We start from the raw sequence: 21,479 nt of genomic DNA, 5'->3' as shown, positions 1-21,479 counted from the left end.
GTCCGTTGGTTCGATGGTCGAAAGGCGGGCGTCGTCTGGTGCGACCGTCGAAACCGATCGCAGAGGTGTACCAGACCGCTTTCTACCGTACGCGACCAACGTCAATCGATGCGACGGCGACAGCTACTCCGCGGCGTCGGAACGGCGGGGACGGTGACGTTGACAGGCTGTCTCTCCCGCTTCGGCGGCGACGAGGACGTGGTCCTCGGCCCGCCGGCAGACAGGCAGTACGACAGCGAGGACCTGCCGTATCCGGCCTACGGACAGGAACTCCCGCGCGTCTCGCTCCCCGATCCGCTGACCGGCGAGTCCATCGACACCGACTCGCTCGACGAGACGCTCGTCGTGACGGCCTTCTTCGCGTCGTGTCCGGCCGAGTGCCTCCAGCTGATCGGCCAGCTCGCCGGCGTCCAGCACGGGTCGGTCGAGAATGGAGTCGCCGACGACGTGCGCTTCCTGGCGATCACGTTCGACCCGGAGCGGGACGACGCCGCGGCGCTCCGGGAGTACGCGGCACGGATGCGCGTCGACGCTGACGCCGAGAACTGGCACTTCCTGCGGCCGCCCGACGCGGAGGCGGCCCGGCGAATCGTCGGCGAGCGGCTCGGCATCACCTTCGACCGGGTGGCCGCCGACCACAGCGACCGGACCGCGGGCTACGACTTCCGACACCTCTCGCTGACGTTTCTCGCCAACCCCGACGGCTACGTCGAGCGTGCCTACCGCACTGAGCGCCCGGACGCAGACCGAGTCCTCGACGACGTGACGACCGTCGTCGAGCGATCGGGATGAGCCGATGCGCCGACGCACCCTCACGCTCGGCCTCGGGACCGCCGGCGGGGCGCGGTACGTCCGATACGACTGGCTGCCGAAAAACCGCCGCAGCCGCGTTACAGCGCCGACGCGAACGCGATCAGGTCCACGACGACGATGAACAGCACGACGAGCGCGGCGATGATCATGATCACTTTCAGGAACCACGGAATCGACCCGGTTGTAGTGGGACTACTCATACGAAGATGTTCGCGCCGGGCCGGCCTGAATTCTCGCTTGTCGCAGGACAACGCCACCGGACCGAAACTGACTGAACCGCGGGCGAACAGGTTCGACTAGATGCGGGAATTCGTCTTCGACATCCGGTACGACGCGGGGGCCGACCCGGTGATGGACCTGCTCATCGAGACACCGGAGGCCCGCTCGTCGGCGTTCCTGTGCTCGACGGCCGACGAGGCCCTCTGGCGACTGGACCGCGTCACCGGCCCGGAGTCGGTGGTCGACCGCGCGACGGCGCTCCTGACCGGGGAGGCGTACGACGCCCTCAGCATCAGCGACCGCCCCTGCGAGGGGCGGCGATACACGGACGTGCTGGAAGACGGCCCGCAGGCCAGCGTCGTCTACACGTACGTCGACGACATCGGCCGCTGTGACGCCGTCCCGCTCATCACGAACCGGTACGTCTCCGGCGGCGTCCTGTTCGAAGTGACGCGACACGGCGACACGGAGCGGTGGCGGATCCTGCTGGAGGACGACGAGAAGGTCGGGATGCTGTACGACACGCTCGGCGGGACGTTGCGCGACGGGCTGTCGTTCCGGTTCGAGCACCTCAGCGACGCGACCGAGTCGCCGACGAATCCGCTCTCGTCCGTCTCGCTTCGGCCCGAGCAACGGAGCGTCCTCGAACTCGCGGCCGAGGAGGGGTACTACGAGATGCCGCGAGAGACGACGCTCGACGACCTCGCGGACCTGCTCGATACGCCCCGATCGACGGTCTCGTACAGACTGCGACGCGCCGAGGCGGAACTGGTCGCGCAGTTCCTCTCCTCGACGTGACCGTCGACCCACCGTTCGCGCCTACACCGGGAACGGCGGCGCGGCGGGGGTGAACACTCCGTCGGCGACCATCGAGTAGATTGGGAAGCCGTACGCGATGGCGACCAGCGCCACCGCGATGAGGAACCACAGCCGCAGGTCGTCGAGCACTCGGGGGCTGTCTTCGGGCCCGGAGATGGGTGCCGGCAGGTGGCTGTCGACCCGCAGACGGCCCCGCCCTCGCTCCGCGAGCCACGTCCCGACCATGACGGTGACGAACAGCAGCGCGCCCACGGTCAACAGGACCGCGCCCACGGCGATCTGGAGGCGCATCTCTGCGACCGACCCCAGCAGCGCGTCGAAACTGACCTGCTGGTACTGGGGCTCGGCGGTCCGGCGGGGAACGCCGGCCAGGCCCGCTCGGTGCATCGCGTTCGACATCAGGCCCATGCCGATGAACCAGACGTAGGGCTGGACCTGCGCGAGCCCGTAGAACTGCAGGCGCTTCCCGGTGAGCTGGGGATAGAGCCAGTAGCTGACGGCCATCATCGTCAGCGCGCTCGCGGTCCCCACGGTGAGGTGGAAGTGGCCGGGGACCCACAGCGTGTTGTGGACGAGCGAGTTGATGTTCATCCCGGCGTTGACGATGCCAGAGAAGCCGCCGGCGGCGAACATCAGGCCGGCCAGCGCCATCCCGGCGAAGGCGGGGTTCTCCCAGGGAAGCGCCTTCAGCCATCCGAGCCGGCCGGTCCCGCCGCGCTGTCGCGCGCCGTACTCCATGCTCGCCACGACGGTGAAGGCGGTGAGGAAGCTCGGGAGCAGGAGGAACATCGTGTTCGTCATCGCGACGAACTTGAAGCCCTCCGGGACGCCGGGGTCGGCGTACTGGTGATGGAAGCCGACCGGCGTCGAGAGGATGAGAAAGAGGACGAAGACCACGCGAGCGAGCGGGTCGCTGAACAGTCGGCCGCCCGAGAGCTTCGGCAAGACGGTGTACCACGCGAAGTACGCCGGCATGAGCCAGAAGTACACGACCGGATGGCCGAAGAACCAGAACAGCGTCCGGGTCAACAGCGGGTCGACGCTCTCGATGAGCCCGAGCGACAGCGGCAGGAGGAAGACGAGCACCTCCACGGCGACGCCGAGCGTCGCGATGTACCACATCAGCATCGTCGTCAGCACCATGAACGTCTGCAGCGGGATGCGCTCGTCGGGGTTGTCGCGCCGCCAGCGATAGTACGTCCGAAACCAGTCCGCGCCGGCGAGCCACGTCCCGACCAGGAACGCCGCGAGGCCCGCGTAGAACAGCGGATGCGCCTCCAGGGGCGCGTAGAACGTGTACATCACGTCGGCCTCGAACGGGACCTGTCCGACTAGCCCGCCGAAAATCGCCGTCGCGGTCATTACCGCTCCCGACAGCATCAGCGCGAACCAGGCCAGTGAGAACCGCGACGACGGCAGCCGCCGCTCCAGACTCTTCGTCGTCCCCCAGGTGAAAATACCGGTGAGGAAGAAGATGGTAAAAAACAGGGCGAGCAGGACCCCGTGGCCCGTCAGCACCGAGTAGTAGTCCGTCGAGCTGACGACGCCGCGGAACACGTTCGTCCGGTGCAGTGCCTGGACGATGCCGAGCACCGCGCCGATCAGCAGCGCGGTGAACGAGACGCCGAGCGTCAGGCGCGTGATCCGCGCGGCGTTTGGGTAGCGGTCGACGAACGCGAGGCGCTCCCCAGTTCCGCCCTCCTCCGCCCGATACGTCCGCGGCCGCTCAGTGTCGTGTGCGTGTGCCATCTCAGTTCACCCCGCTCGCGTTGTAGGACTCGGCCGGGACGACTCGTAGTTGCCCCTCCATCGTGTGGTGGCCGCTCCCGCAGTACTCGTTGCAGACGAGCCCGTAGGTGCCCGGCTCGTCGAACTCGACGGTGACCGTCGCGACCTGTCCCGGGACGGCCATCGTGTTGACGTTCGTCCCAACCACCTCGAAACCGTGGACCACGTCCGTGCTCGTCACGTGGAAGGTGACGGTGCTGTCGTCGGGGACGCGGATCGGCTCGCTCGTGCCCGGCACGAACAGGAACTGCTTGGCTTCGACGTAGACGTCATAGCGCCCCCGCTCGCTCCCGTCGTACACGCCCGGCTCCCTGAAGTTGTCGCCGGCAGTCGGCGCGGTCGGGTCGACCTGTCCGCCCGTCGCGTCGACCATCCCGTAGCCGGCCCCGACGGCGCCGTAGGTGACCGTCCCGATGAACAGGACGATGAGCACCAGCGCGGCGACGAGCCAGAGGCGCTCGAATCGGTGGACGTGCATCGTCAGCCCACCACCGTCGGTCCGTTTCCGAGGAACTCGACGAAGTACATGAACAGCCACAGCAGCGCGATGACGGCGAAGTAGCCGGCAAGCAGCGTCGCCGTCCCGGTCGGGTCGAACGCGTCGTGGTCGACCGCCTCCAGTTCCGCGGGCGGCACGTCGGCCTCGTACATCGGACCAGCGTGCGACCCCGGTGAGGCGTCGTCGCTCCGTCGCTCCGGCCTGAACGACGGCTCGGGGCGGTCGCGCCAGCTGAACAGGTAGACGCCGGCCAGGGCCGCGGCGGAGAGTCCGAGGCCCGCAGCCGTCGCGAGCACGCCGGACCCCCCACCCGAATCGGCGGCGGCTGACCCGTCGCTGTTCGACTGCGCGCTCGCGATGCCGGTCGTGCCCAGCGCGGCCGCGGCGGTCGCTGCGAGGAGGAGCCCGCGGCGGGTCCGCGCCTCGTTCGGCGCAGCGCGTCTCGTCGAGTCCGGGTCGTCCGAGCCGGACCGCGTCTCTTCAACACCCTTCATATGGCGAAGCCATCGGCGCTCGCGAGTTGTACTCTCGCTTGTCGCAGGACAACTCTCTCGCGAGCGCGGCGGGACTTGTCCCAGGCCAGCCCCAGATTTATGTCGCTGTCCGCTGTCCCTCCGGCGATGGCTCGCGCCCTCGACCGCGACGCGGACGGGACGCCGTACGCGAACGACGTGCTCGTTTCGCCGGAGTGGGTCGCGGAGCGACTGGACGCGCTCCGCACGGACGACCCGGCGACCCGTCTCGTGGAGGTGGACCTGAACACCGATTTCTACGACGACGGTCACATCCCTGGGGCCGTCGGGTTCGACTGGGGCACGCAACTGCGTCACGAGCAGCGCTGTGGCCTGCCGGAACCCGATACCTTCGAGCGACTTCTCGGGACCCACGGCATCGGGACGGACACCACCGTCGTCGTTTACGGCGACAACTCGAACTGGTTCGCGGCGCACTTCTACTGGTTGCTCTCGTACTACGGCCACGCCGATGCGTACCTCCTCGACGGCGGTCGGGAGCACTGGATCGAGTCCGGCCGGCCGACGACGACGGCGGTGCCGACGTTCACCAGACGCTCGTACACGGTATCGGGGCCGTTCGACCGCGTCCGGGCCTACCGCGAGGACGTCGAACGGGCGCTCGACCGCCCGACGGCGCTGGTCGACGTGCGCCTTCCCGAGGAGTACGGCGGGTCGCTCCTCGCGCCGCCAGGCATGGTCGAATCGGCGCGACGCGGCGGCCACGTCCCGGGCGCGGTCAACGTCGTCTGGTCGGCGAACCTCCGCCCCGACGGCCGATTCAAGTCACGCGACGACCTCGAAGCGCTCTACCGGAGCCACGGCGTCACCCCCGACGACGACGTGATCGTCTACTGCCGCATCGGAGAGCGGTCTTCGCTGACGTGGTTCGCGCTCTCGGAACTGCTCGGCTATCCCGGCGTTCGGAACTACGACGGGTCGTGGACCGAGTGGGGGAACATGGTCGCCGTTCCTATCGCGACCGGGTCCGATCCCTCCGAGTGAGCGACGCGACGCCGTCGTAGTCGGCTCTGTACGCTCAGCCCAGCGGCTGGTACATCGGAATCGACGGGTGCGGGAGCGCGATTCCGAGGAGCAGCAGGCCGTGAGACAGCGGCAGGTAGCCGAGGACGAGGAAGACGACGCCCAGCGACCGGTGGAGCGGCCCCTGGAACCGCGGCGAGACCGACTGGAACGCGACGCCGTAGGCGAACACCGCCGGAACGGTCCCGAGGCCGAGCACCGTCAGCGAGAGCGCGCCGTAGAGCGGTGACCCGGCGGCGAAAGCGAACAGGAATGCCGGGTACAGCAGCGGACACGGCAGTAGCCCGTGCACCGCGCCGAGCGCGACGATGCGCGGCCCCTCCACCCACGCGTCGACGCGGGCCATCGCGCGGCCGGTGAGGCGCTGAAACACCGTCCCGGAGCCGAGGTGGCCGACGAGCCCCGCCGTCGTCCCGGTGAGCGCGTACTTCGCGCCGGTGAGGACGATGAACCCGCCGATCAGCAGGCCGGCGATCGCGCGCACGTCGTTCGCGACCGCGGCGACCGCAGCCGCGTCGTACAGCACCGTCCCGAGCAGTCCCATGACGGCCCCGATCAGGGCGTAGCTCGCGGATCGGCCGAGGTTGAACAGGAGGTGCTGGCGCACCTCCGTCCACGCCACTGGACCGTCGTCGCCCAGCCGGTCGGCGTACAGCGTCACGAGCGGGCCGCACATTCCGAGGCAGTGGACGCCGCCGAGCAGTCCGACGAGTGCGAACACGACGAGTCCGACGTCGCCGGCGGGCATCGCCGCACCGTGGCCGGCTGACATCATCGCACGCGCCCCTCGCCGCGCCCCAGGCGTTCGAGGTCGCGCGATCCGAACATCAGGCGAACCGCGACGACGATCAGCACGGTGTTCACCGCGGCCAGCGCGGCGATCGGTTCGAGCGTGACCACGAACGCGACGACGAACGGGAGCGCCAGCAGGCCCACGAGCGGGAGCCACGAAACGGGTAGCGAACGCATACGCTGTCGTCTCGCACCGTCCGAGGTAAGCGCCCGGTTGGCGCTCGACAACGTCGGACCGCTACCGTTCCTGCCGGGGCGAATCGCCGTCTCCGGCCAGTCGGTACGGGAGCGCGGCGTAGATCAGCGCGTTGCCGCGCAGGGCGTCCACGGTCGTGTACTCGTCGGCGGCGTGGGCGGTGTCGGTGCCGAGCGCGAACTCGACGGTCGGAACGCCCGCGTTGCGGAGCTTCTTCGCGTCGCCACCGCCCGTCGCGCTCCGCCGAAAGACGCGGTCGCCGGTCGCGTCTGCGACGGTCTCGGTCACGGAAGAAACGAGCGGGCTATCGAGGGGCTCGTAGGTCCCGACGCTCCAGCTCACGTCCGCGATTTCGATGCCCTCGCAGTCGGCCACGCAGTCGCGGAGCCGCGCGAGCACGTCCGGCGTTTGAACGCCGGCGGTCAGCCGAACGTCGAGTTCGGCTCGCGCCGAGACGGGGACGCTGTTGACGCTCTCGCCGCCCGACAGCGTTCCGAGGCTGATCGTCGGTCGGGTGAACAGGTCGCGCGCGGCCGTCTCGCCCATCGTCGGCTCGTAGTACGAGACCGACTCCTCGACGATGGCCGCGACCGCTGGGTCGAGGTCGAACGGCTCCGTCCCGAACCGCGAGCGGATCGTCTCGACGGCCCGGTATAGGCGGTCGATAGCGTTGTCTCCGAGTATGGGGCGTGACCCGTGCGCGCCGCTGCCGGTCGCTTCGAGGGTCAGCCAGACGCTGCCCTTGTCCGCCACGGTCACGGAGCGCCGTTCCCCGCCGCAGGTCGTCTCGCCGATGACGCACCAGTCGGCGTCGAGGCGGCCGGCGTCGAGGACCGCCGGCAGTCCCGGGTCGCCGGCGACCTCCTCGTCGCTCACGAGGGCGAACTGCAGGGTCACCGGCGGGGTCGTCCCGGTCTCGGCGTAGACGGCCGCCGCTTCGAGCATGGCCGCGAGCGGCCCCTTCATGTCGGTCGCCCCGCGGCCGTAGACGCGGTCGCCGTCGCGCTCGCCAAGGGGGTCGCGTTCCCACGCCCGTTCGTCGTACGGGACCGTATCGAGGTGGCCGTTGTAGAGGAGCGTTCGCGGGCCGTCACCGGGGATCGTCGCGAGCAGGTTCGGCTTCGCCGGGTCGGCTACGACGCGCTCGGTCTCGACCCCGAGCCGGTCGAAGCGCGCTTCCACTGCGTCGGCGAGCGCGCCCGTCTCGCCCGGTGGGTTCGACGTGTCGACGGCGAGCAGGTCGAGCAGGGTTTCGACCAGGGCGTCCGCCCGCCCCGACAGTTCGGTCTGCAGCGGTTCGGGAAGCGCCATCCGGCTAGCGGCGCTTCTCGCCGGTGTCGATACCGAACGCGTCGTAGATGAGACAGCGTCGACTCGTCCCCGTGACGAACAGGACCGCCCCGATGGCGATGGCCAGTGCGGCCACCAGCGCGCTGGCCGCGAGGTAGCCGGCCAGCGCCAGCACGCCCACCAGGGCCGCGAGCACTCCCAGGACGATGCGAACGTTGCGGTCGAGTGTACCGACGTTTCGCTCCATAGGATTGTATTTGTCTCACACTACATTGTAGGTTTCGGTCAGTACTCGCTTGTGAGAATTGCACGGTAGTTCTCACATTAGCCGAGCACGCATTCGGTTTGGTGGATCTACCGACGGAAGGTACCTTTCGCTGATGAACTGGCGTGCTGGAATAGTATTGTCTTGACTGCACAAAACAGTAAAGTACGTCCAGCTCGTAGAGACTGTTGATGAGCGATATTCCAATCGACGAGATCCGCGAACAGAAGGCCGAGAAGCTGAAAAACGAGACCGGTGACGACGCCGCGCCCGGCGAACCGGTCCACGTGAACGGCGCGTCGGAGCTGTCCGCGGTCGCGAGCGAGAACGCGGTCGTGTTGGCCGACTTCTACGCCGACTGGTGTGGCCCGTGTAAGATGATCGCGCCGATGCTGGACGAGATCGCTGCCGAGACGGACGCGGCCGTCGCGAAGGTCGACGTGGACCAGAATCAACAGCTGGCCGCCCAGTACGGCGTCCAGGGCGTCCCGACGCTCGTGCTGTTCGCCGACGGCGAGCCGGTCGAGCGCCTCGTCGGCATGCAGAACAAGGATCAGTTGGTCGCTCTCATCGAGCGCCACGGCTGAGCGCGGCCCCGTTCTTCGCTTTTCAGGAACAGTCACCGTCAGCGGAGCGAAAAATTGCGAGCGTCGCCGGACGTCGACGAAACCGATGGGCGTCGGCTCACGCCTCGCGACGGTCGCGGCCGAGCGCCTTTGCCACCGCGAGCAGGAACCCGAGTCCGGCCTTGACCTCTGGGTCCCGCATCGCCCGCGCGAGTCCGAGTAGGCCCGGCGATTCGGGCGGTTGGTCGCTGGCCTCGCCGAGCGCCGCCAGCACCGACTCCAGCGACTGCGCGACCTCCTCGTCGGACGCGGTGTCGGCGATCTCCCCGAGGCGCGACCCGGTCGCGGCCAGGTTCGTCACCATCTCGTCGTCGAGCGCCGCGGTAGCGAGCGAGAGCGTGTCCGCGAGCGCCAATACGTCGTCGAGCGTGCCCGACCGCTGGAGCTCCGCGAGCGTCTCGATCGCCTCGGCCAGTTCCGTCGCGTTCTCGCCGGTCGCCTCGCCCAGCCGCGCGGTCTCGGGCGTGGCGAGGCCGTCTGCGGCGGAACCGAGATTCGTTCCCGTCCGCGCGAGCGTCTGGACCATCTCGTCGTCCATCGCCGCCGTCCCGAGCGCCGCGCCGTCGAGCAGGTCGTTCACCTGTTCGAGGTTACCGAGGAACCGCGCCACCTCGGCGGGCCGCTCGGCGACTGCCTCGCGCACCTCCGGTGGGAGGTCCGTCCCGGCGTCGGGCATTCGTCCCTGTTCGTCCGTCTCTACGTCGGCGTCGGCAGCGTCCTGCTGCTGGTCTTGTTCGGCCATCCGAGTCACCTCACAGCAGCCCCCTGGCGGTCAGCCAGTAGGACTCGTTGTAGCCCAGCTTCGCCCAGTGAATCGGTTTCGAGGGGGCACGGACGGTCGGTTGCGTACCGTACTCGAACTCGACGAACGTCGCCTCGTCCATGCCGCTCTCGATGAAACAGACCGTCTTGCCGTCGTACGTGGCCGTCGGGACCTGCCCGCGGACGCGGCTGGCGAGCCTGTCGGCGACGGTCCCCGCCTCGTAGTGGGCGACGCTCCCGGCCTTGCTCGTGGGCACGTCCGCGAGGTCGCCGACGACGAACACGTCCTCGGCGTGGGGGGATTCGAGGGTGTGTCTGTCCACGTCGGCCCAGCCGTCGTCGCCGAGGCCGGCCGCCGTGACGAGGTCGCTCCCCGCGTGGGGCGGGATGCCGACCAGCAGGTCGTAGTCGAGTTCCTTCCCCTCCATCGAGTGGAGTACTCCGGCGTCGGGGTCGACCTCGTCGGCGTTGAAGAACGTCTCCAGGCGGATGTCGCGCTCCTCGAAGGTCGTGCTCGCCCAGTCCGCGATGCTCTGGATCCCGTGCGCGCGCTGGATCGGGTACGTGTAGGTGATCTCGACGTCCTCGCGCAGCCCGCGCTCGCGGAACCAGTCGTCGGCCATGAGGACGAACTCCACTGGCGCAGCCGGGCACATGTGGGGCGTGCCGATGACCGACAGCACGAGGTGGCCCTCGGTGAACGTCGCCAGTTCGTCGCGCAGCGCCGCGGCCCCGTCCGGGCCGTAGAAGTGGTGGCCGCCCTCGGCGAGGCCGGGCACCTTCTCGGGCACGAGCCCCGTGCCGGTCGCCAGCACGAGGTGGCCGTAGGTCATCCGACCGCCGTCCCGGAGGTCGAGGCGCTTGCGGTCGGTGTCGACGGCCTCGACGCGGTCGATCTCGACGGTTATCTCTCGGTCTACCAGGTCGGCGAGCGGTCGCTTCGCGTCGGCGACCGTCTTCTCGCCGAACGGGACGTAGAGGAAGACCGGCTTGTACACGTGGTTCCTGTCGTCGGAGACGAGCGTCACGTCGACGGCACCGCGCTCGAATTCCGGGCCGAGCCTCTCGGCGAGCCGGTTCGCGAGCACGGTGCCGCCGGTGCCGCCGCCGACGACGACGATGTGTTCAGTCATGGTGTGTCGTGGGTGGTGGGTGGTGTCGAGCGGCGATGCCCCGGCTAGTTCGTCCGGACGAACAGGCTCCAGTAGTCGCCGTTGTCGACGGTGTCGAGCAGGTCGTGACCCGCTTCGTCGAGCCACTCCGGCACGTCGCTCTTGGACCCGCTGTCGGAGGTCCGGAGTTCGATGACGGTGCCTGGCTCGGCTTCCTTGACCTTCCCGATGAGGTCCATCAGCGGACCGGGACAGGTCGCGTCGCGGGAGTCGATCGTCACGTCGGGGTCGTAGTCTGAGTCGTTCATTGTCGTGTTCTGATAGGGGTGTCGTGCGCTCGTCGTGCAATTCCTCGGTCGTCAGACGAAGACGACCTGCTTGTCTCGCGCCCGGTTGAGGAACCCCGACACGCCGAGCGTGTCGTCGAAGACGTCGACGTAGTCGTCGAGGTCCGTCTCCAGGAGGTCCATCGCCATCTCGCAGGCGTACAGTTCGATGTCGCCGATGCCCTTCGCCTGCGCGAACTGCTCGTAGAACAGCGGCATCTCCGCGCCGTCCGCCTCGAGCATCTTCGCTCCTACCGGGCCGAAATCGAAGTCGCCGGACTCGACGGTCTCCGTCCGGAACGGGAGCAGGCCCTCCATGGTCGCGAATATCTGTACCGGTACGTCGGAGGCCGCGGCGACCGACGCGATGGTGCTGACCGCCTGGACGCGCGACAGTTCGCGGGAAGCGAGGACGATTGCGTAGCCTGACATGGGTGCAGTTGATGCTTCGAACCCCAAGCTGATAATATTGTGCTCTATTCCCAATACATAGGAATACTCCTCCCCCCAATCAGGGGTAGTCGAGGAGGCGAATACGTCGAGATTAGTCGTGGTCGCGGGCAGACGCGAAAAGCAGGTCCGTCAGTCGTCGACCGGAACCGGGTCGGCGGTGTCCTCGTACTTGGTCCTGAACTCCTGGATGAGCGTGCCGATCTGGGCGTACCAGTCGTTCAGGAGCCGCTGCATGTCGTCGGCGACGGCGTCGGGGTCCGCCGGGTAGTAGACGTGGTAGTAGCCGCCCTGGTCGTAGTTGATCTGTTCCTTCTGGACGAGGCCCGTGTCGAGCAGTCGCTGGATCGACCGGTAGGCGGTCGAGCGCTCGCGTTCGATGCGGTCGGCGATCTCGTCGACGGTCAACGCCCCGTCGCTCTCGGCGAGCACCTGGAAGCACTCCCGGTCGAGGTCTTTCAGCCCGTGCAGACACTCGAGCAGGCCCTCGCACTGCATGTCCTGTCTGAGCATCTCGGCCATCGAGTCTGGCATACGTCTCTCTACGGCGTGAACCAATAAAAAGGGTTATGCAAATCTTGTACAACACTGCGCGTCGCCGGTTGGGACACGGGCGCACAGGGTGGGATCGAGGGGTGGCGACCGGGTCAGACGAGGAGCTGCACGTCGGCGTCGGCCATGCGTTCGAGCGCCGTCGCGGCGCCGACGCCGACCGTGACGCCGTCGTAGAAGTCGTCCTCGTCGTAGTCCATCAGGTCGATGGTCATCTGGCAGGCCTGCATCTCGACGCCCATGTCGAAGCAGGTGTCGAGCAGTTCCCCGATGCTGGCCGTCTCGTTGTCGTCGATGCGCTTTCGCATCATCTTGGTCGTCATCCGGTCCATGCCCGGAAGCGACGCGATGGCGTTCGGGACCGGCATGTTCGGGTTCCCGACGGCGCTGAGTTTGAGATCCTTCGAGCGCTCCTCGTGGAGGATGTCGAGCCCCCAGAACGTGTGAAACACTGTCACGTCCCAGCCGAAGGCGGCCGCGGTCGAGGCGAGGATCAGCGGCGGGTACGCCATGTCGAGGGTCCCCTTCGTCGCGACGATGACCATCGACTTCGTGTCGTCGTCCGTCTCGACCGCCGCGTCGGACAGCTGCTGCTCTAGTTCGTCGACGCGCTCGCGGAGGGCTTCCACGTCAGCCGCTTCGGTGTCCCCCGCCGGCGCGTCCGCGTCCGGTGCGTCCTCTGTTTCCGTGCTCATTCTTCCACCTGCACGTAGTGGACGTAGACGGTCTCACCGCCCTCGTCCCGTTCCTCCTGGTCGACCAGCGAGACGCCGTCGGTTCCCGACGCCCAGCCGTCGATGTCGCTCATGCTGCCCGAGTCCGTCGCGACGACTTCCAGGAGGTCGCCCTGCGAGAGGTCGTCGACGGCCTGTTTGGTCTTTACCACCGGCATCGGGCAGGCGGCGCCTTTCACGTCGAGCGTCTCGGTCGCATCTGTTTGGAGACTCATGTGTTGTCTTCAACGTACAATACTGGGTGGGGGATTGTTAATTGTGTCGGTATTGCCCACTACAGTGGCTCCTAAAAACAAGGATATGCGATTTCAGGCCCAGTATAGGTGCACGAGGTTGAATTAGTATTGTGCAATTAGTGGTGTTCTATGAAAATCCTTTTGCGTGTTCGGCCAGTACAGTCGGGTGTTACATGACCGAAAACGCACGCAGTCTCGGCCCGGGAGGCGGTTCGAACCGATGATCGGCCCCGAACTGTTCCCGAACGGCATCGCGCGGTACGCGATCGGCGGCGCGCTCATCGGGGGCGGCGTCGCGTTCATCTACCTGTCGACCGGTATCATCGCGGGCGCGAGCACGTTCCTGGAGTCGACGCTCTCGTACGTCTCGTCGGTCCCGCGGTTCAACCGCGGCTCGTACGTCGCCTCGCGCGACTGGCGCGTCGTGTTCACCCTCGGCATCGTGCTCGGCGCGGCCGTCTACGCCGTCGGCTGGCAGGGCGGCGCCTGGACGACGGACGTACAGTGGTGGCGACTCCTGGGCGGCGGCGTCCTCGTCGGCGTCGGGACGCGCCTCGGTAAGGGGTGTACCTCCGGCCACGGCGTCTGCGGCGTCGGCTCGATGTCGCGAACGTCGCTCGTGAACGTCGCGACCTTCATGGCCATCGCCATCGGAACCGCACAGCTCGTACAGGCCCTGGGGGTGACGCCGTGAGCCGGAACGGCGCGGCGTTCTACCTGACCGTCCTCGTGGGCGGACTGATCTTCGGATTCGGGCTCGCCTACAGCCACATGGCCAGGCCCGAGGTCGTCCTCAATTTCCTCCAGTTCGACGACCTCGGCCTGCTGTTCGTCATGGGCGGGGCGGCTGTCGTCTCCGGTGTGGCTTTCGCCGTCGCCACCCGCCTCCGTGGGCGGGCTCCGCTCACCGGCGAGGAGTACGTCCGCCGGCTGAAGTCCTTCGATCGCAACGTCGTCGCCGGCGGCGCGATCTTCGGCGTCGGCTGGGGCGTCTCCGGCATCTGTCCCGGTGCGGCGTACGCGAGCGTCGGCATCGGTAACTGGCCGATCCTCTGGGCCATCGGCGGGATGTTCCTCGGCGCGTACGCACAGGGGTACCTGCGCTCTCAGTTGACCGACGCCAGTGCCGGTCCCACGGCGGCCGACTGAATTCGCCGCTCCGACTGTTCTCCGCGAATCTCGTTTTCGCTCGTTCTCGTGCACTCGACCGACGAGCGGTGCGTCGTCCGCTCGCCGCGGCCCGGGGTGACGGGCCGCCGACGGCGCGGTAGCCACTGATACGTTATGCATCACCACCGATTCGTTACGCCGATATAGTCTTGTACTATCATCCCACAACCGTTATCTATCTCTGCCGATTAGCACGATTGTGCAGTATTTCACTAAAAACACAATATCGGAGGTAACGTCGGAGAACTATGTTCGGAATTGAATCGCTCGGACCCTCACTGCAGGCGGCCGTGCTCGTCGGCGTGGTACTCGTCGAAGCGGTCGTGCTGTACGTGGGGTACGGCGGTCTCGAAGCGGTGTTCGGTCCCTCGCTGAAGCGCGTCTTGCAGGGGCGATGCGCGCTCGCCGACGTGGTGTTCCGTCGGTGTCCCACGGCCGAGAACGGGGGTGGGAACCGATGATGGAGATCATGGGCGTGAGCGCGACGCTGCTGGCGACGTTCGCCGGCTTCGGACTGCTCATCGGCATCCTGTTCGGCTTCTTCGGGATGGGCGGTTCGTTCCTCGTGACGCCGGCCCTGCTGGTGATGGGCTACGAGCCCAACGTCGCGGTCGGGTCCGGGCTGGCGTTCGTCTTCGGGACCTCGGTCATCGCGACGCTCAAGCACCGCGACCTGGGGCAGGTCGACTACAAGCTCGGGCTCCTGATGATCGCCGGCACCACCGCCGGTCTCGAAGTCGGGAAGATCGGGCTGGAAGCCCTCCAGCACATGGGCCTCGCCGACTCGGTCGTCAGCGTCGCCTACGTCCTGTTGCTCGGCGGCATCGGCGCGTTCGTGACGCGCGAAGCCCTGAAAGGAGACGGCGGCGGCCTGGATCACGACGTCGATGACGTCGACGCCGACGACGCGGAGATCCCCGAGATCGCACAGACCATCCAGTCCTATCGAGTCTGGCCGATGATCCGGCTCCGCGGGGGCTACACCGTCTCCCTGTGGCTCATCCTCGGGGTGGCGTTCGCGACCGGACTGCTCTCGGGCTTTCTGGGTGTCGGCGGCGGATTCATCCGCATGCCCGCGCTGTTCTACCTCATCGGCGTCCCGGTTCCCATCGCCGTGGGGACGGACCTCTTCGAAATCGTCTTCTCGGGCGGAATCGGCAGTCTGCTGTACGCGCAGTCGGGCGCGGTCGACCTGAGCATCGTCGTGCCGCTGCTCGCGGGGAGCGCCCTCGGGGCACGGCTCGGTGCGGCGGCGACGGCCCTCGTCGCGGAGGAGGACATCAAGGTGTACTTCGGCATCATGTTGCTCCTCGGCGCGCTCGCCGTCGCCGTGCGGCAGATCGGCGGCCTGCTGGAGCTGCCGGTGTTGAACACCGTCAGCCTCGCGATCATTCTCGGGGCCGCGCTGCTTGTCAGCGGGGCGGTCACCTACAGCGCCGTGCGGGAACTGCGTTCCGTTCCGTCGGAGCGAGCGGTCGACGTCGACGCCTGACAGCGGATGACTTCGGTCCGCTAGCGATCGATTTTCCGCTTTTCGTGCGTGCGAGCTGTTGCCCCGATACTGCGATTTCACCCGTCTTCGACGTGTTCGTCCTCTCTCAAAACCGAATTCGGAGTATTGCACAAAACACACAAGATATAAGGCGATCAGTCTCTAATCGGTGAGTGTAACATGAATCCGGAAGACTTCCCGACCCCGGCCGCCGAGGTCGACGAACTCGAACCGCGCGAACTGAAGCGACGCATCGACGACGGCGACGACGTGACCATCCTCGACGCCCGGATGGAGGGCGACTTCGAGGAGTGGCACGTCGAGGACGACGCCGTCGACATCGCGAACGTCCCGTACTTCCACTTCCTCGACGACGATGTCGACGACGAGGTGTACGAGCAGGTCCCCGAGGGCGACCCGCTGGTCGTCCTGTGCGCGAAGGGCGGGGCCAGCGAGTACGTCGCCGGCACGCTCGCCGAGGCGGGCCGCGACGTGGTCCACCTCGCCGGCGGCATGAACGAGTGGGCCCGGATTTACGAGCGCGAGGAGGTCACATCGTACGACGGACCGGGGACGGTCTATCAGTACCAGCGTCCTTCCAGCGGCTGTCTCGGCTACCTCGTCGTCGACGGCGACGAGGCGGCGATCGTCGACCCGCTGCGGGCGTTCACGGATCGCTACCTCGAAGACGCCGCAGAGTTGGGCGCTGACCTCGTGTACGCGTTCGACACGCACATCCACGCCGACCACATCAGCGGCGTCCGCGACCTCGACGACGAAGGCGTCACCGGCGTCATCCCGGAGTCGGCCGTCCAGCGCGGCGTGACCTACGCCGACGACCTGGAGACCGCGGCCGACGGCGAGACCTTCGAGGTGGGAGACGCCGAGATCGAGGCGCTCCACACGCCCGGCCACACCACAGGTATGACCTCCTACCTCGTCGGCGACAGCCTCCTGACGACCGGCGACGGGCTCTTCATCGAGAGCGTCGCCCGCCCCGATCTGGAAGAGGGCGACGAGGGCGCGCCGGACGCGGCCCGACAGCTCTACGAGACGCTCCAGCAGACGGTGCTCGCCCAGGGCGACGACGTGCTCGTCGGGGGCGCGCACTTCAGCGACGCCGCGGACCCGGCCGGCGACGGGACCTACACCGAGACCGTCGGCACGCTCGTCGAGGAGATGGACGCCCTCAGGGCAGACGAAGACGAGTTCGTCGACACCGTCCTCGCGGACATGCCCCCGCGTCCGGCCAACTACGAGGACATTATCGCCACGAACCTCGGCCAGCGCTCGGCCGACGACGAGGAGGCGTTCGAACTGGAACTCGGTCCGAACAACTGCGCCGCGAGCCAGGACGCGCTGACCGGAGACTGAAACTCCGACACCGCGCGATCGGATAGTTATTACTATTTTGGACAATATACACACAAACGTTATGGACGGAGATGGCCTAGGCCCGACGATGAGTGAGCGCGAGCGGGCCGCCGCCGGCGAGTCAGCGGCGAGGAAGTCGGAGTCCAGCGCGGACGCCGCGACTGCAGACGGGTCGGACGACGAGCAGCGCGGTTCCGACCCGTTCGTCGGCGAGGGGCTACTCGACCGCGACATGGGGCCGAGTTCGGCGATGGCGCACCTCTACCGCGGCGAGATCCACCGGATGAAGCTCTGGCGCGAGCGCCTCGACAAGACGACGAACTGGGCGGTGCTCCTGATGGCCGCCGTCCTCACGTGGGCGTTCTCCAGCGAGTCGAACCCACACTACGTGATTCTGGTCGGGGACGCGGCGGTCGCGATGTTCCTCGTGATCGAGGCCCGGCGGTACCGTGCCTACGACGTGTGGCGCTCGCGCGTGCGCGATCTGCAACAGCACGTCTGGGCGGTCGGCCTCGATCCGGAGATCGGCCTCCCGAACGACGGTTGGCGCGAGTCGCTGGCACAGGACTACATGTCGCCCCGCCTCAAGATCTCCGTCGAGGAAGCGATGGCCCACCGGCTCCGGCGGGTGTACTTCCCGCTGTTCACCGTCCTCAACGGCGCGTGGGTGCTGCGCGTGACCGCGTTCGCCGAGACGCCGTGGCCGGCGAGCGCGGCCGTCGGGTCGCTCCCCGGAACGGTCGTCTCCGCCGCCGTCGTGGTCGTCTACCTCGGCGCGCTCGCCATCTGCTGTCGCCCGCGGACGTGGCACACGCGCGGGGAACTCCTCGACGAGGACCTGCGGCAGAGTCCCGGTGGCACGGATATCAAGGAGAACTCCGACGGCGCGGGCCGCAAGCGGAACCCCGACGGCGAGGCGTAGTCGTTCTCGATTCCGTGGCGGTTGCCCTTGCCGTCTCGATACTAGTAGTTGTGAGTTCAGGTTCGTTATTCGTAGCACCGGCTGAAACAGCCACTCAGTACGTGTGCGTTTTGACCGCTGTGACGGCTGTCAGTTTCGAATGATATAGGAGCTCATCTTCTGAATATAGCACACATCCTCGTTACGTACTACTGGCCTGCTGGTGGCTGCTCGAAATGATCGCAGTTGATTGTAGTTGAATACAACTATTGCTCTGAAACAGCATTGTCACAACTGTCTTAAACGCAGAATTTTTTCTGTTGATATGGTTGCCCGCCCACGAGGTTCCCTCCACACCCTACTATTGGCCGTTGCCCTGTTGCTGGCCGGGTGTTCTGCCCTACCTGTCACAGACCAACAGACACCGACTGCCCAACCGACAGTAGAGAATTTCTCGTACCCGTCAGGATGGTCTCAAACAGGGATTACAAATATCGCTGTCGCGCTGCGTACGCACGATGAGACTGTGGAAAATGTCTCCAGAAAAAGTCGATGGGTTATCATCCAGGGGGACTATAATCGCACGGTAGTGCGAACGTTCGATGCCGATGCTGGTACCGCTGCAATGAGGTTTGTCGACACGGAATTTGAGACTGATAGACACGTATACTACAGCGCTAACGGCGTATACGAGTATGATCGGACGACAGGCGAACTGGACCAGCGTCCCGACGAGGATTGGGAACCAAGCCGTGTCGCCACCCACGAGGGAATTCAACGGCCCCTGTTGCATCTCGAAATAAACGCAACTGAGATTGTCTCGGTTAAGGGGACGACAGCTGTCAGGTACACCGTGACTGGCATCAGGCGACCTGACTCAGCCATATCCAATACCGCAACCGGACACATAGTCGTTGCCGAGGAGGGGTACATCGCGGAATACAATATCACAAGAGGCAACGACGAGTTCACCCGGCAGACGCTATACGACGTTTCTGAGTTCGGAAACGCGAAGGTGTCCCGGCCAGCGTGGTTGCCCGACGAGTAGCTATTATCGGTTGCGATAGCCCGTCTATCGTGAAGTGTGGACAATCCACTATGGTATTCTAATGGTATTATTTTCTGAGCCACAACTTCGCAGGATGGATTTGTTGTGTACGTCAATTCTGTCCGCTATCTTCCAGAACAACCGTCAGATGGACATTGAGAGGCAAAAACACCGAGAATGCGAAGAACTGACGGCAATTCATATTGTTCGATTTGTATAGATAGGTGCCGTATTGGGGACAGAAAACCCGAATAGCTCAGCCGCACCAAGAGGAGGAACTGATACATAGGTTCCCTGTACTGACCACCTCGGCCGTGCATAGATTCGCTGTATTCACACCAACTGATACCGACCCGTTCCACAATCTCCTTTATCGATGGTCTCACACGTCTAGATACACGATGGTCCCCCGAACTCGACGACGCTTCCTCCACGTAGCGACGGCAGCGGCTGCCGGTCTCGCCGGCTGTAACACGCTGACCGGCGGCAGCGCGCAGTCCTCCCGGTCGAGCACTGGCAGCGAGGGCGCGGACCCGCCCGCGAGCGATAGCAAGACCGATCCACCGATGGTCCGCCTCCGGGCCGATTCGGACGTACCGCCGATACGGCTCGTCGACCCCGACGAGACCGAGACGAACTCGCCCCCGCCGTGGGAGTCTCGTCCCCGCGATCAGTACGAGGTAATCGACACCCGGGACCGGGCGGACCGGCTCACGGCCGCTCCAGAAAACGCCGAACGGGTGTCGTCGTTCGTCGCCGAGACTGCGTTCGACGCCGAGACGCTCTACCTCGAAACGAGGCGCGTCGAGGAGTGTTTCCGGCTGCGGCTCTGCCGGATCTCTTGGCGACCGAACGGGATCGAGACTGACTACGTGCGGCCGCTTCGCCCCTACGACGAGCGCTGTCGGGACGACGCGACGGTGTTCGAGTCGCGGCTCTTTCGGCTCCCCGTGGCGCTCGACGAAGAATCGGTCCGCTCGTTCGGAACGAGCGTCAGCGGGCGCAGTCGGTGCGGCGCGCCCGGCGGTGCCCGGGCGGGGAGTGGCGGTGGGGGCGGCAGTGGCGGTGGCGGCGGCAGTGGCGACTACAGTTCCGCGTCGTCGACACGCCGACGAGCGCCAGAGGGAGGCGACCGGTGATGCGCGACGCGTCGACGACTCGTCGCGGCTTCATCGCGGCGGCCGGGGCGACGCTGTTCGCGGGCTGTTCCGACCTCGACGCGCTCTCGGGCGAGTCCCGCGAGACGATCCGGAGCTATCGGCTCTCGGAGATGGTCGACGACGAATTCGACCCCATCGTCGTCGAGAGCGTGCCGGTCAATATCGAGCGGGCGCGACTGGCCGAGACGAGACAGCGCGTGTCGGAACTCCTCGGGATGCTCCCGATGCCGTTTGGTCCCGATGCCATCCCAAACGGACACGTCAGAGGGCGGCTCGTCGACGCGGCCGACGACGCGTCGGAATCTGTCGAACAGGCCCGGACTGCACAGACCCGGTTCGCGGCGCTCCGCTCGCTCAGGGACGCGCGCGGTCGGGCCCGGTATGCCGCCGCCGGGTGGGCGTTCGCGGACGGGACGACGACTGACGCGGACCTGCGAGCCGAGTATCTCGGAGCCTTGAGCGACGCCGAGGCGCTCCGAACGGACCACCGGTATCTCGGCCGCGATCCTGTCGACGCGGCGCTGGTCCACGCCCGCATCGAACGGAACCTCGATCGCGTCGGCGGTGAGCGGGACCCGTCAATCTACGCGGACCCCGACTCCCTGCTGGCAGTCGCCGAGTGGGGCGAACACGCCGAGACCGCCCGCGCGCTGGTCTCCGACAGCCGCTACCTGTTCGACAGGCTCGCGTCGTCGCTTCCGGACGACGCCGGCACGGTCGAAACGCGGCTCGCGAACGCCGCCGAGTCGCTCGAAGAGGCCCTTCGTGGCCGCCGGTCTCTTCCTCCGGAGCCGACCGACCACAGCCTCGAACTGCCCTTCCGACTCCGGTACGAACTCCGTGACGACGCCGAGTCGAGCGTCCGCCGGGTCGCCGAGTCCCCCGGTCCAGCGAGCGCCGTACTGGCCGCGACGCGGGGACTTACCGATTTCTCGGCGTACGACAGTGTCCGCGAACGCATCGAGGACGGCGAGCGGTTCCGGGTCGAGGACGCCGCCGGCGTCCGGGCGGTCCGCTCCGAGGCGCTCGACGCCATCCGTACGGCGCTGGACGAGAGCCCGCGCCCGGGACTGGCACGACCGGTGCTCGCGGACGCGGCGACCAGCGTCGCCTTCACCGACGACGCGCTCGCTCGGTATCGCGGTGCGGTCCGCCCCGAGCGCCTCGACGACGAGATCAGACGGTACACGACTGCGGCAGCTCGTGCCCGAAGCGTCCCGGCGGCGTGCCGGCGCGTCCTCGACGCGCTCGGTGTCTGACTCGGCTGTCGCGGCCACGGAACCGTTCGGCCGCTCCGCG

The 21,479-nt window shown here is 66.9% G+C and carries 27 protein-coding genes and 1 pseudogene; 13 read left to right on the top strand and 15 right to left on the bottom strand.

Annotated elements, in window-relative coordinates; genetic code table 11:
- Positions 1 to 108: 108 nt before the first annotated feature.
- The gene (locus GM656_RS18500; RefSeq protein WP_162415188.1) at positions 109 to 792 is read left to right on the top strand and encodes an SCO family protein; all 684 of its coding nucleotides are present in this window, start codon (positions 109 to 111) and stop codon (positions 790 to 792) included.
- A 98-nt stretch (positions 793 to 890) separates the two neighbouring features.
- On the opposite strand, the gene GM656_RS19570 is transcribed toward GM656_RS18500, so the two are convergent.
- Positions 891 to 1,013: a hypothetical protein gene (locus GM656_RS19570; RefSeq protein WP_277815067.1), complete on the bottom strand. Its 123-nt coding sequence runs from the start codon at positions 1,011 to 1,013 to the stop codon at positions 891 to 893.
- Positions 1,014 to 1,113: 100 nt separating this feature from the next.
- On the opposite strand from GM656_RS19570, the gene GM656_RS18495 reads away from it, so the two are divergent.
- Positions 1,114 to 1,830, top strand: coding sequence for a helix-turn-helix domain-containing protein (locus tag GM656_RS18495; RefSeq protein ID WP_162415187.1), 717 nt, complete (start codon positions 1,114 to 1,116; stop codon positions 1,828 to 1,830).
- A 21-nt stretch (positions 1,831 to 1,851) separates the two neighbouring features.
- Here the strand turns inward: GM656_RS18495 and GM656_RS18490 are convergent, their stop codons facing one another.
- The 3 genes from GM656_RS18490 to GM656_RS19645 are packed head-to-tail and all read right to left on the bottom strand — an operon-like array spanning position 1,852 to position 4,290.
- On the bottom strand, positions 1,852 to 3,600 hold the full coding sequence (locus GM656_RS18490) for a b(o/a)3-type cytochrome-c oxidase subunit 1 (RefSeq protein WP_162415186.1): 1,749 nt from the start codon (positions 3,598 to 3,600) through the stop codon (positions 1,852 to 1,854).
- A 1-nt stretch (position 3,601) separates the two neighbouring features.
- Positions 3,602 to 4,117, bottom strand: coding sequence for a cytochrome c oxidase subunit II (locus GM656_RS18485; protein ID WP_162415185.1), 516 nt, complete (start codon positions 4,115 to 4,117; stop codon positions 3,602 to 3,604).
- A 2-nt stretch (positions 4,118 to 4,119) separates the two neighbouring features.
- Complete coding sequence (locus tag GM656_RS19645; RefSeq protein ID WP_162415226.1) at positions 4,120 to 4,290, bottom strand: halocyanin; 171 nt, start codon at positions 4,288 to 4,290, stop codon at positions 4,120 to 4,122.
- A 468-nt stretch (positions 4,291 to 4,758) separates the two neighbouring features.
- Between GM656_RS19645 and GM656_RS18475 the strand changes: the two genes are divergently transcribed.
- Entirely contained in the window at positions 4,759 to 5,655 is an 897-nt protein-coding gene (locus tag GM656_RS18475) for a sulfurtransferase (RefSeq protein ID WP_162415184.1), read from the top strand.
- A gap of 34 nt (positions 5,656 to 5,689) precedes the next feature.
- Here GM656_RS18475 and GM656_RS18470 read toward each other — a convergent pair whose 3' ends face one another.
- From GM656_RS18470 to GM656_RS18455, 4 genes are all read right to left on the bottom strand, one after another.
- Entirely contained in the window at positions 5,690 to 6,466 is a 777-nt protein-coding gene (locus tag GM656_RS18470) for a sulfite exporter TauE/SafE family protein (protein WP_394352103.1), read from the bottom strand.
- On the bottom strand, positions 6,466 to 6,663 hold the full coding sequence (locus tag GM656_RS18465) for a hypothetical protein (protein ID WP_162415182.1): 198 nt from the start codon (positions 6,661 to 6,663) through the stop codon (positions 6,466 to 6,468). The genes GM656_RS18470 and GM656_RS18465 overlap by 1 nt, the downstream gene beginning before the upstream one ends.
- A gap of 61 nt (positions 6,664 to 6,724) precedes the next feature.
- A complete protein-coding gene (locus tag GM656_RS18460; protein ID WP_162415181.1) occupies positions 6,725 to 7,993 on the bottom strand; it encodes a M20 family metallopeptidase in 1,269 nt (422 codons plus the stop codon).
- Between the two features lie 4 nt (positions 7,994 to 7,997).
- Positions 7,998 to 8,219, bottom strand: coding sequence for a YgaP family membrane protein (locus GM656_RS18455; RefSeq protein ID WP_162415180.1), 222 nt, complete (start codon positions 8,217 to 8,219; stop codon positions 7,998 to 8,000).
- 209 nt (positions 8,220 to 8,428) lie between these two features.
- Between GM656_RS18455 and trxA the strand changes: the two genes are divergently transcribed.
- Positions 8,429 to 8,824, top strand: coding sequence for a thioredoxin (gene trxA / locus GM656_RS18450; protein ID WP_162415179.1), 396 nt, complete (start codon positions 8,429 to 8,431; stop codon positions 8,822 to 8,824).
- A 97-nt stretch (positions 8,825 to 8,921) separates the two neighbouring features.
- Here the strand turns inward: trxA and GM656_RS18445 are convergent, their stop codons facing one another.
- The 7 genes from GM656_RS18445 to GM656_RS18415 all read right to left on the bottom strand — a co-directional run bounded on the left by GM656_RS18445 (position 8,922) and on the right by GM656_RS18415 (position 13,014).
- Positions 8,922 to 9,605, bottom strand: coding sequence for a DUF1641 domain-containing protein (locus GM656_RS18445; protein WP_162415178.1), 684 nt, complete (start codon positions 9,603 to 9,605; stop codon positions 8,922 to 8,924).
- Between the two features lie 10 nt (positions 9,606 to 9,615).
- Positions 9,616 to 10,758 carry an NAD(P)/FAD-dependent oxidoreductase gene (locus GM656_RS18440; RefSeq protein ID WP_162415177.1) on the bottom strand — a complete coding sequence of 381 codons (1,143 nt, stop codon included), beginning with the start codon at positions 10,756 to 10,758 and terminating at the stop codon, positions 9,616 to 9,618.
- Between the two features lie 44 nt (positions 10,759 to 10,802).
- Positions 10,803 to 11,045, bottom strand: coding sequence for a sulfurtransferase TusA family protein (locus GM656_RS18435; protein ID WP_162415176.1), 243 nt, complete (start codon positions 11,043 to 11,045; stop codon positions 10,803 to 10,805).
- Between the two features lie 51 nt (positions 11,046 to 11,096).
- Positions 11,097 to 11,495, bottom strand: a complete 399-nt coding sequence (locus tag GM656_RS18430) for a DsrE/DsrF/DrsH-like family protein (protein WP_162415175.1) — start codon at positions 11,493 to 11,495, stop codon at positions 11,097 to 11,099.
- Between the two features lie 150 nt (positions 11,496 to 11,645).
- The gene (locus GM656_RS18425) at positions 11,646 to 12,047 is read right to left on the bottom strand and encodes a helix-turn-helix domain-containing protein (RefSeq protein WP_162415174.1); all 402 of its coding nucleotides are present in this window, start codon (positions 12,045 to 12,047) and stop codon (positions 11,646 to 11,648) included.
- Positions 12,048 to 12,160: 113 nt separating this feature from the next.
- Entirely contained in the window at positions 12,161 to 12,760 is a 600-nt protein-coding gene (locus tag GM656_RS18420; protein WP_162415173.1) for a DsrE/DsrF/DrsH-like family protein, read from the bottom strand.
- On the bottom strand, positions 12,757 to 13,014 hold the full coding sequence (locus GM656_RS18415) for a sulfurtransferase TusA family protein (RefSeq protein ID WP_162415172.1): 258 nt from the start codon (positions 13,012 to 13,014) through the stop codon (positions 12,757 to 12,759). Before GM656_RS18415 ends, GM656_RS18420 begins: the two co-directional genes overlap by 4 nt.
- Positions 13,015 to 13,255: 241 nt before the next feature.
- Between GM656_RS18415 and GM656_RS18410 the strand changes: the two genes are divergently transcribed.
- The 9 genes and pseudogenes from GM656_RS18410 (at position 13,256) to GM656_RS18370 (ending at position 21,439) form a co-directional block, all read left to right on the top strand.
- On the top strand, positions 13,256 to 13,729 hold the full coding sequence (locus GM656_RS18410) for a YeeE/YedE family protein (protein WP_162415171.1): 474 nt from the start codon (positions 13,256 to 13,258) through the stop codon (positions 13,727 to 13,729).
- Positions 13,726 to 14,184 (top strand): DUF6691 family protein, encoded by a 459-nt coding sequence (locus GM656_RS18405; RefSeq protein ID WP_162415170.1) that lies wholly within the window; start codon positions 13,726 to 13,728, stop codon positions 14,182 to 14,184. The genes GM656_RS18410 and GM656_RS18405 overlap by 4 nt, the downstream gene beginning before the upstream one ends.
- Before the next feature lie 269 nt (positions 14,185 to 14,453).
- Positions 14,454 to 14,597 (top strand): annotated as a pseudogene (locus GM656_RS18400) (DUF7512 family protein); the annotation flags it as partial.
- A gap of 68 nt (positions 14,598 to 14,665) precedes the next feature.
- On the top strand, positions 14,666 to 15,697 hold the full coding sequence (locus tag GM656_RS18395; RefSeq protein WP_162415225.1) for a sulfite exporter TauE/SafE family protein: 1,032 nt from the start codon (positions 14,666 to 14,668) through the stop codon (positions 15,695 to 15,697).
- 180 nt (positions 15,698 to 15,877) lie between these two features.
- On the top strand, positions 15,878 to 17,071 hold the full coding sequence (locus GM656_RS18390) for an MBL fold metallo-hydrolase (protein ID WP_162415169.1): 1,194 nt from the start codon (positions 15,878 to 15,880) through the stop codon (positions 17,069 to 17,071).
- 88 nt (positions 17,072 to 17,159) lie between these two features.
- The gene (locus GM656_RS18385) at positions 17,160 to 17,993 is read left to right on the top strand and encodes a DUF2270 domain-containing protein (RefSeq protein ID WP_162415168.1); all 834 of its coding nucleotides are present in this window, start codon (positions 17,160 to 17,162) and stop codon (positions 17,991 to 17,993) included.
- A gap of 568 nt (positions 17,994 to 18,561) precedes the next feature.
- Positions 18,562 to 19,020 (top strand): hypothetical protein, encoded by a 459-nt coding sequence (locus GM656_RS18380; RefSeq protein ID WP_162415167.1) that lies wholly within the window; start codon positions 18,562 to 18,564, stop codon positions 19,018 to 19,020.
- 401 nt (positions 19,021 to 19,421) lie between these two features.
- On the top strand, positions 19,422 to 20,159 hold the full coding sequence (locus tag GM656_RS18375; protein WP_162415166.1) for a hypothetical protein: 738 nt from the start codon (positions 19,422 to 19,424) through the stop codon (positions 20,157 to 20,159).
- Entirely contained in the window at positions 20,159 to 21,439 is a 1,281-nt protein-coding gene (locus GM656_RS18370; RefSeq protein ID WP_162415165.1) for a hypothetical protein, read from the top strand. Before GM656_RS18375 ends, GM656_RS18370 begins: the two co-directional genes overlap by 1 nt.
- The last annotated feature ends 40 nt before the right edge of the window (positions 21,440 to 21,479 follow it).

This window comes from Haloarcula salina, assembly GCF_010119195.1.
Classification (GTDB): domain Archaea; phylum Halobacteriota; class Halobacteria; order Halobacteriales; family Haloarculaceae; genus Haloarcula; species Haloarcula salina.
The sequence above is the reverse complement of the archived record's forward strand: the minus strand, read 5'-3'. Positions and strand labels throughout refer to the sequence as shown.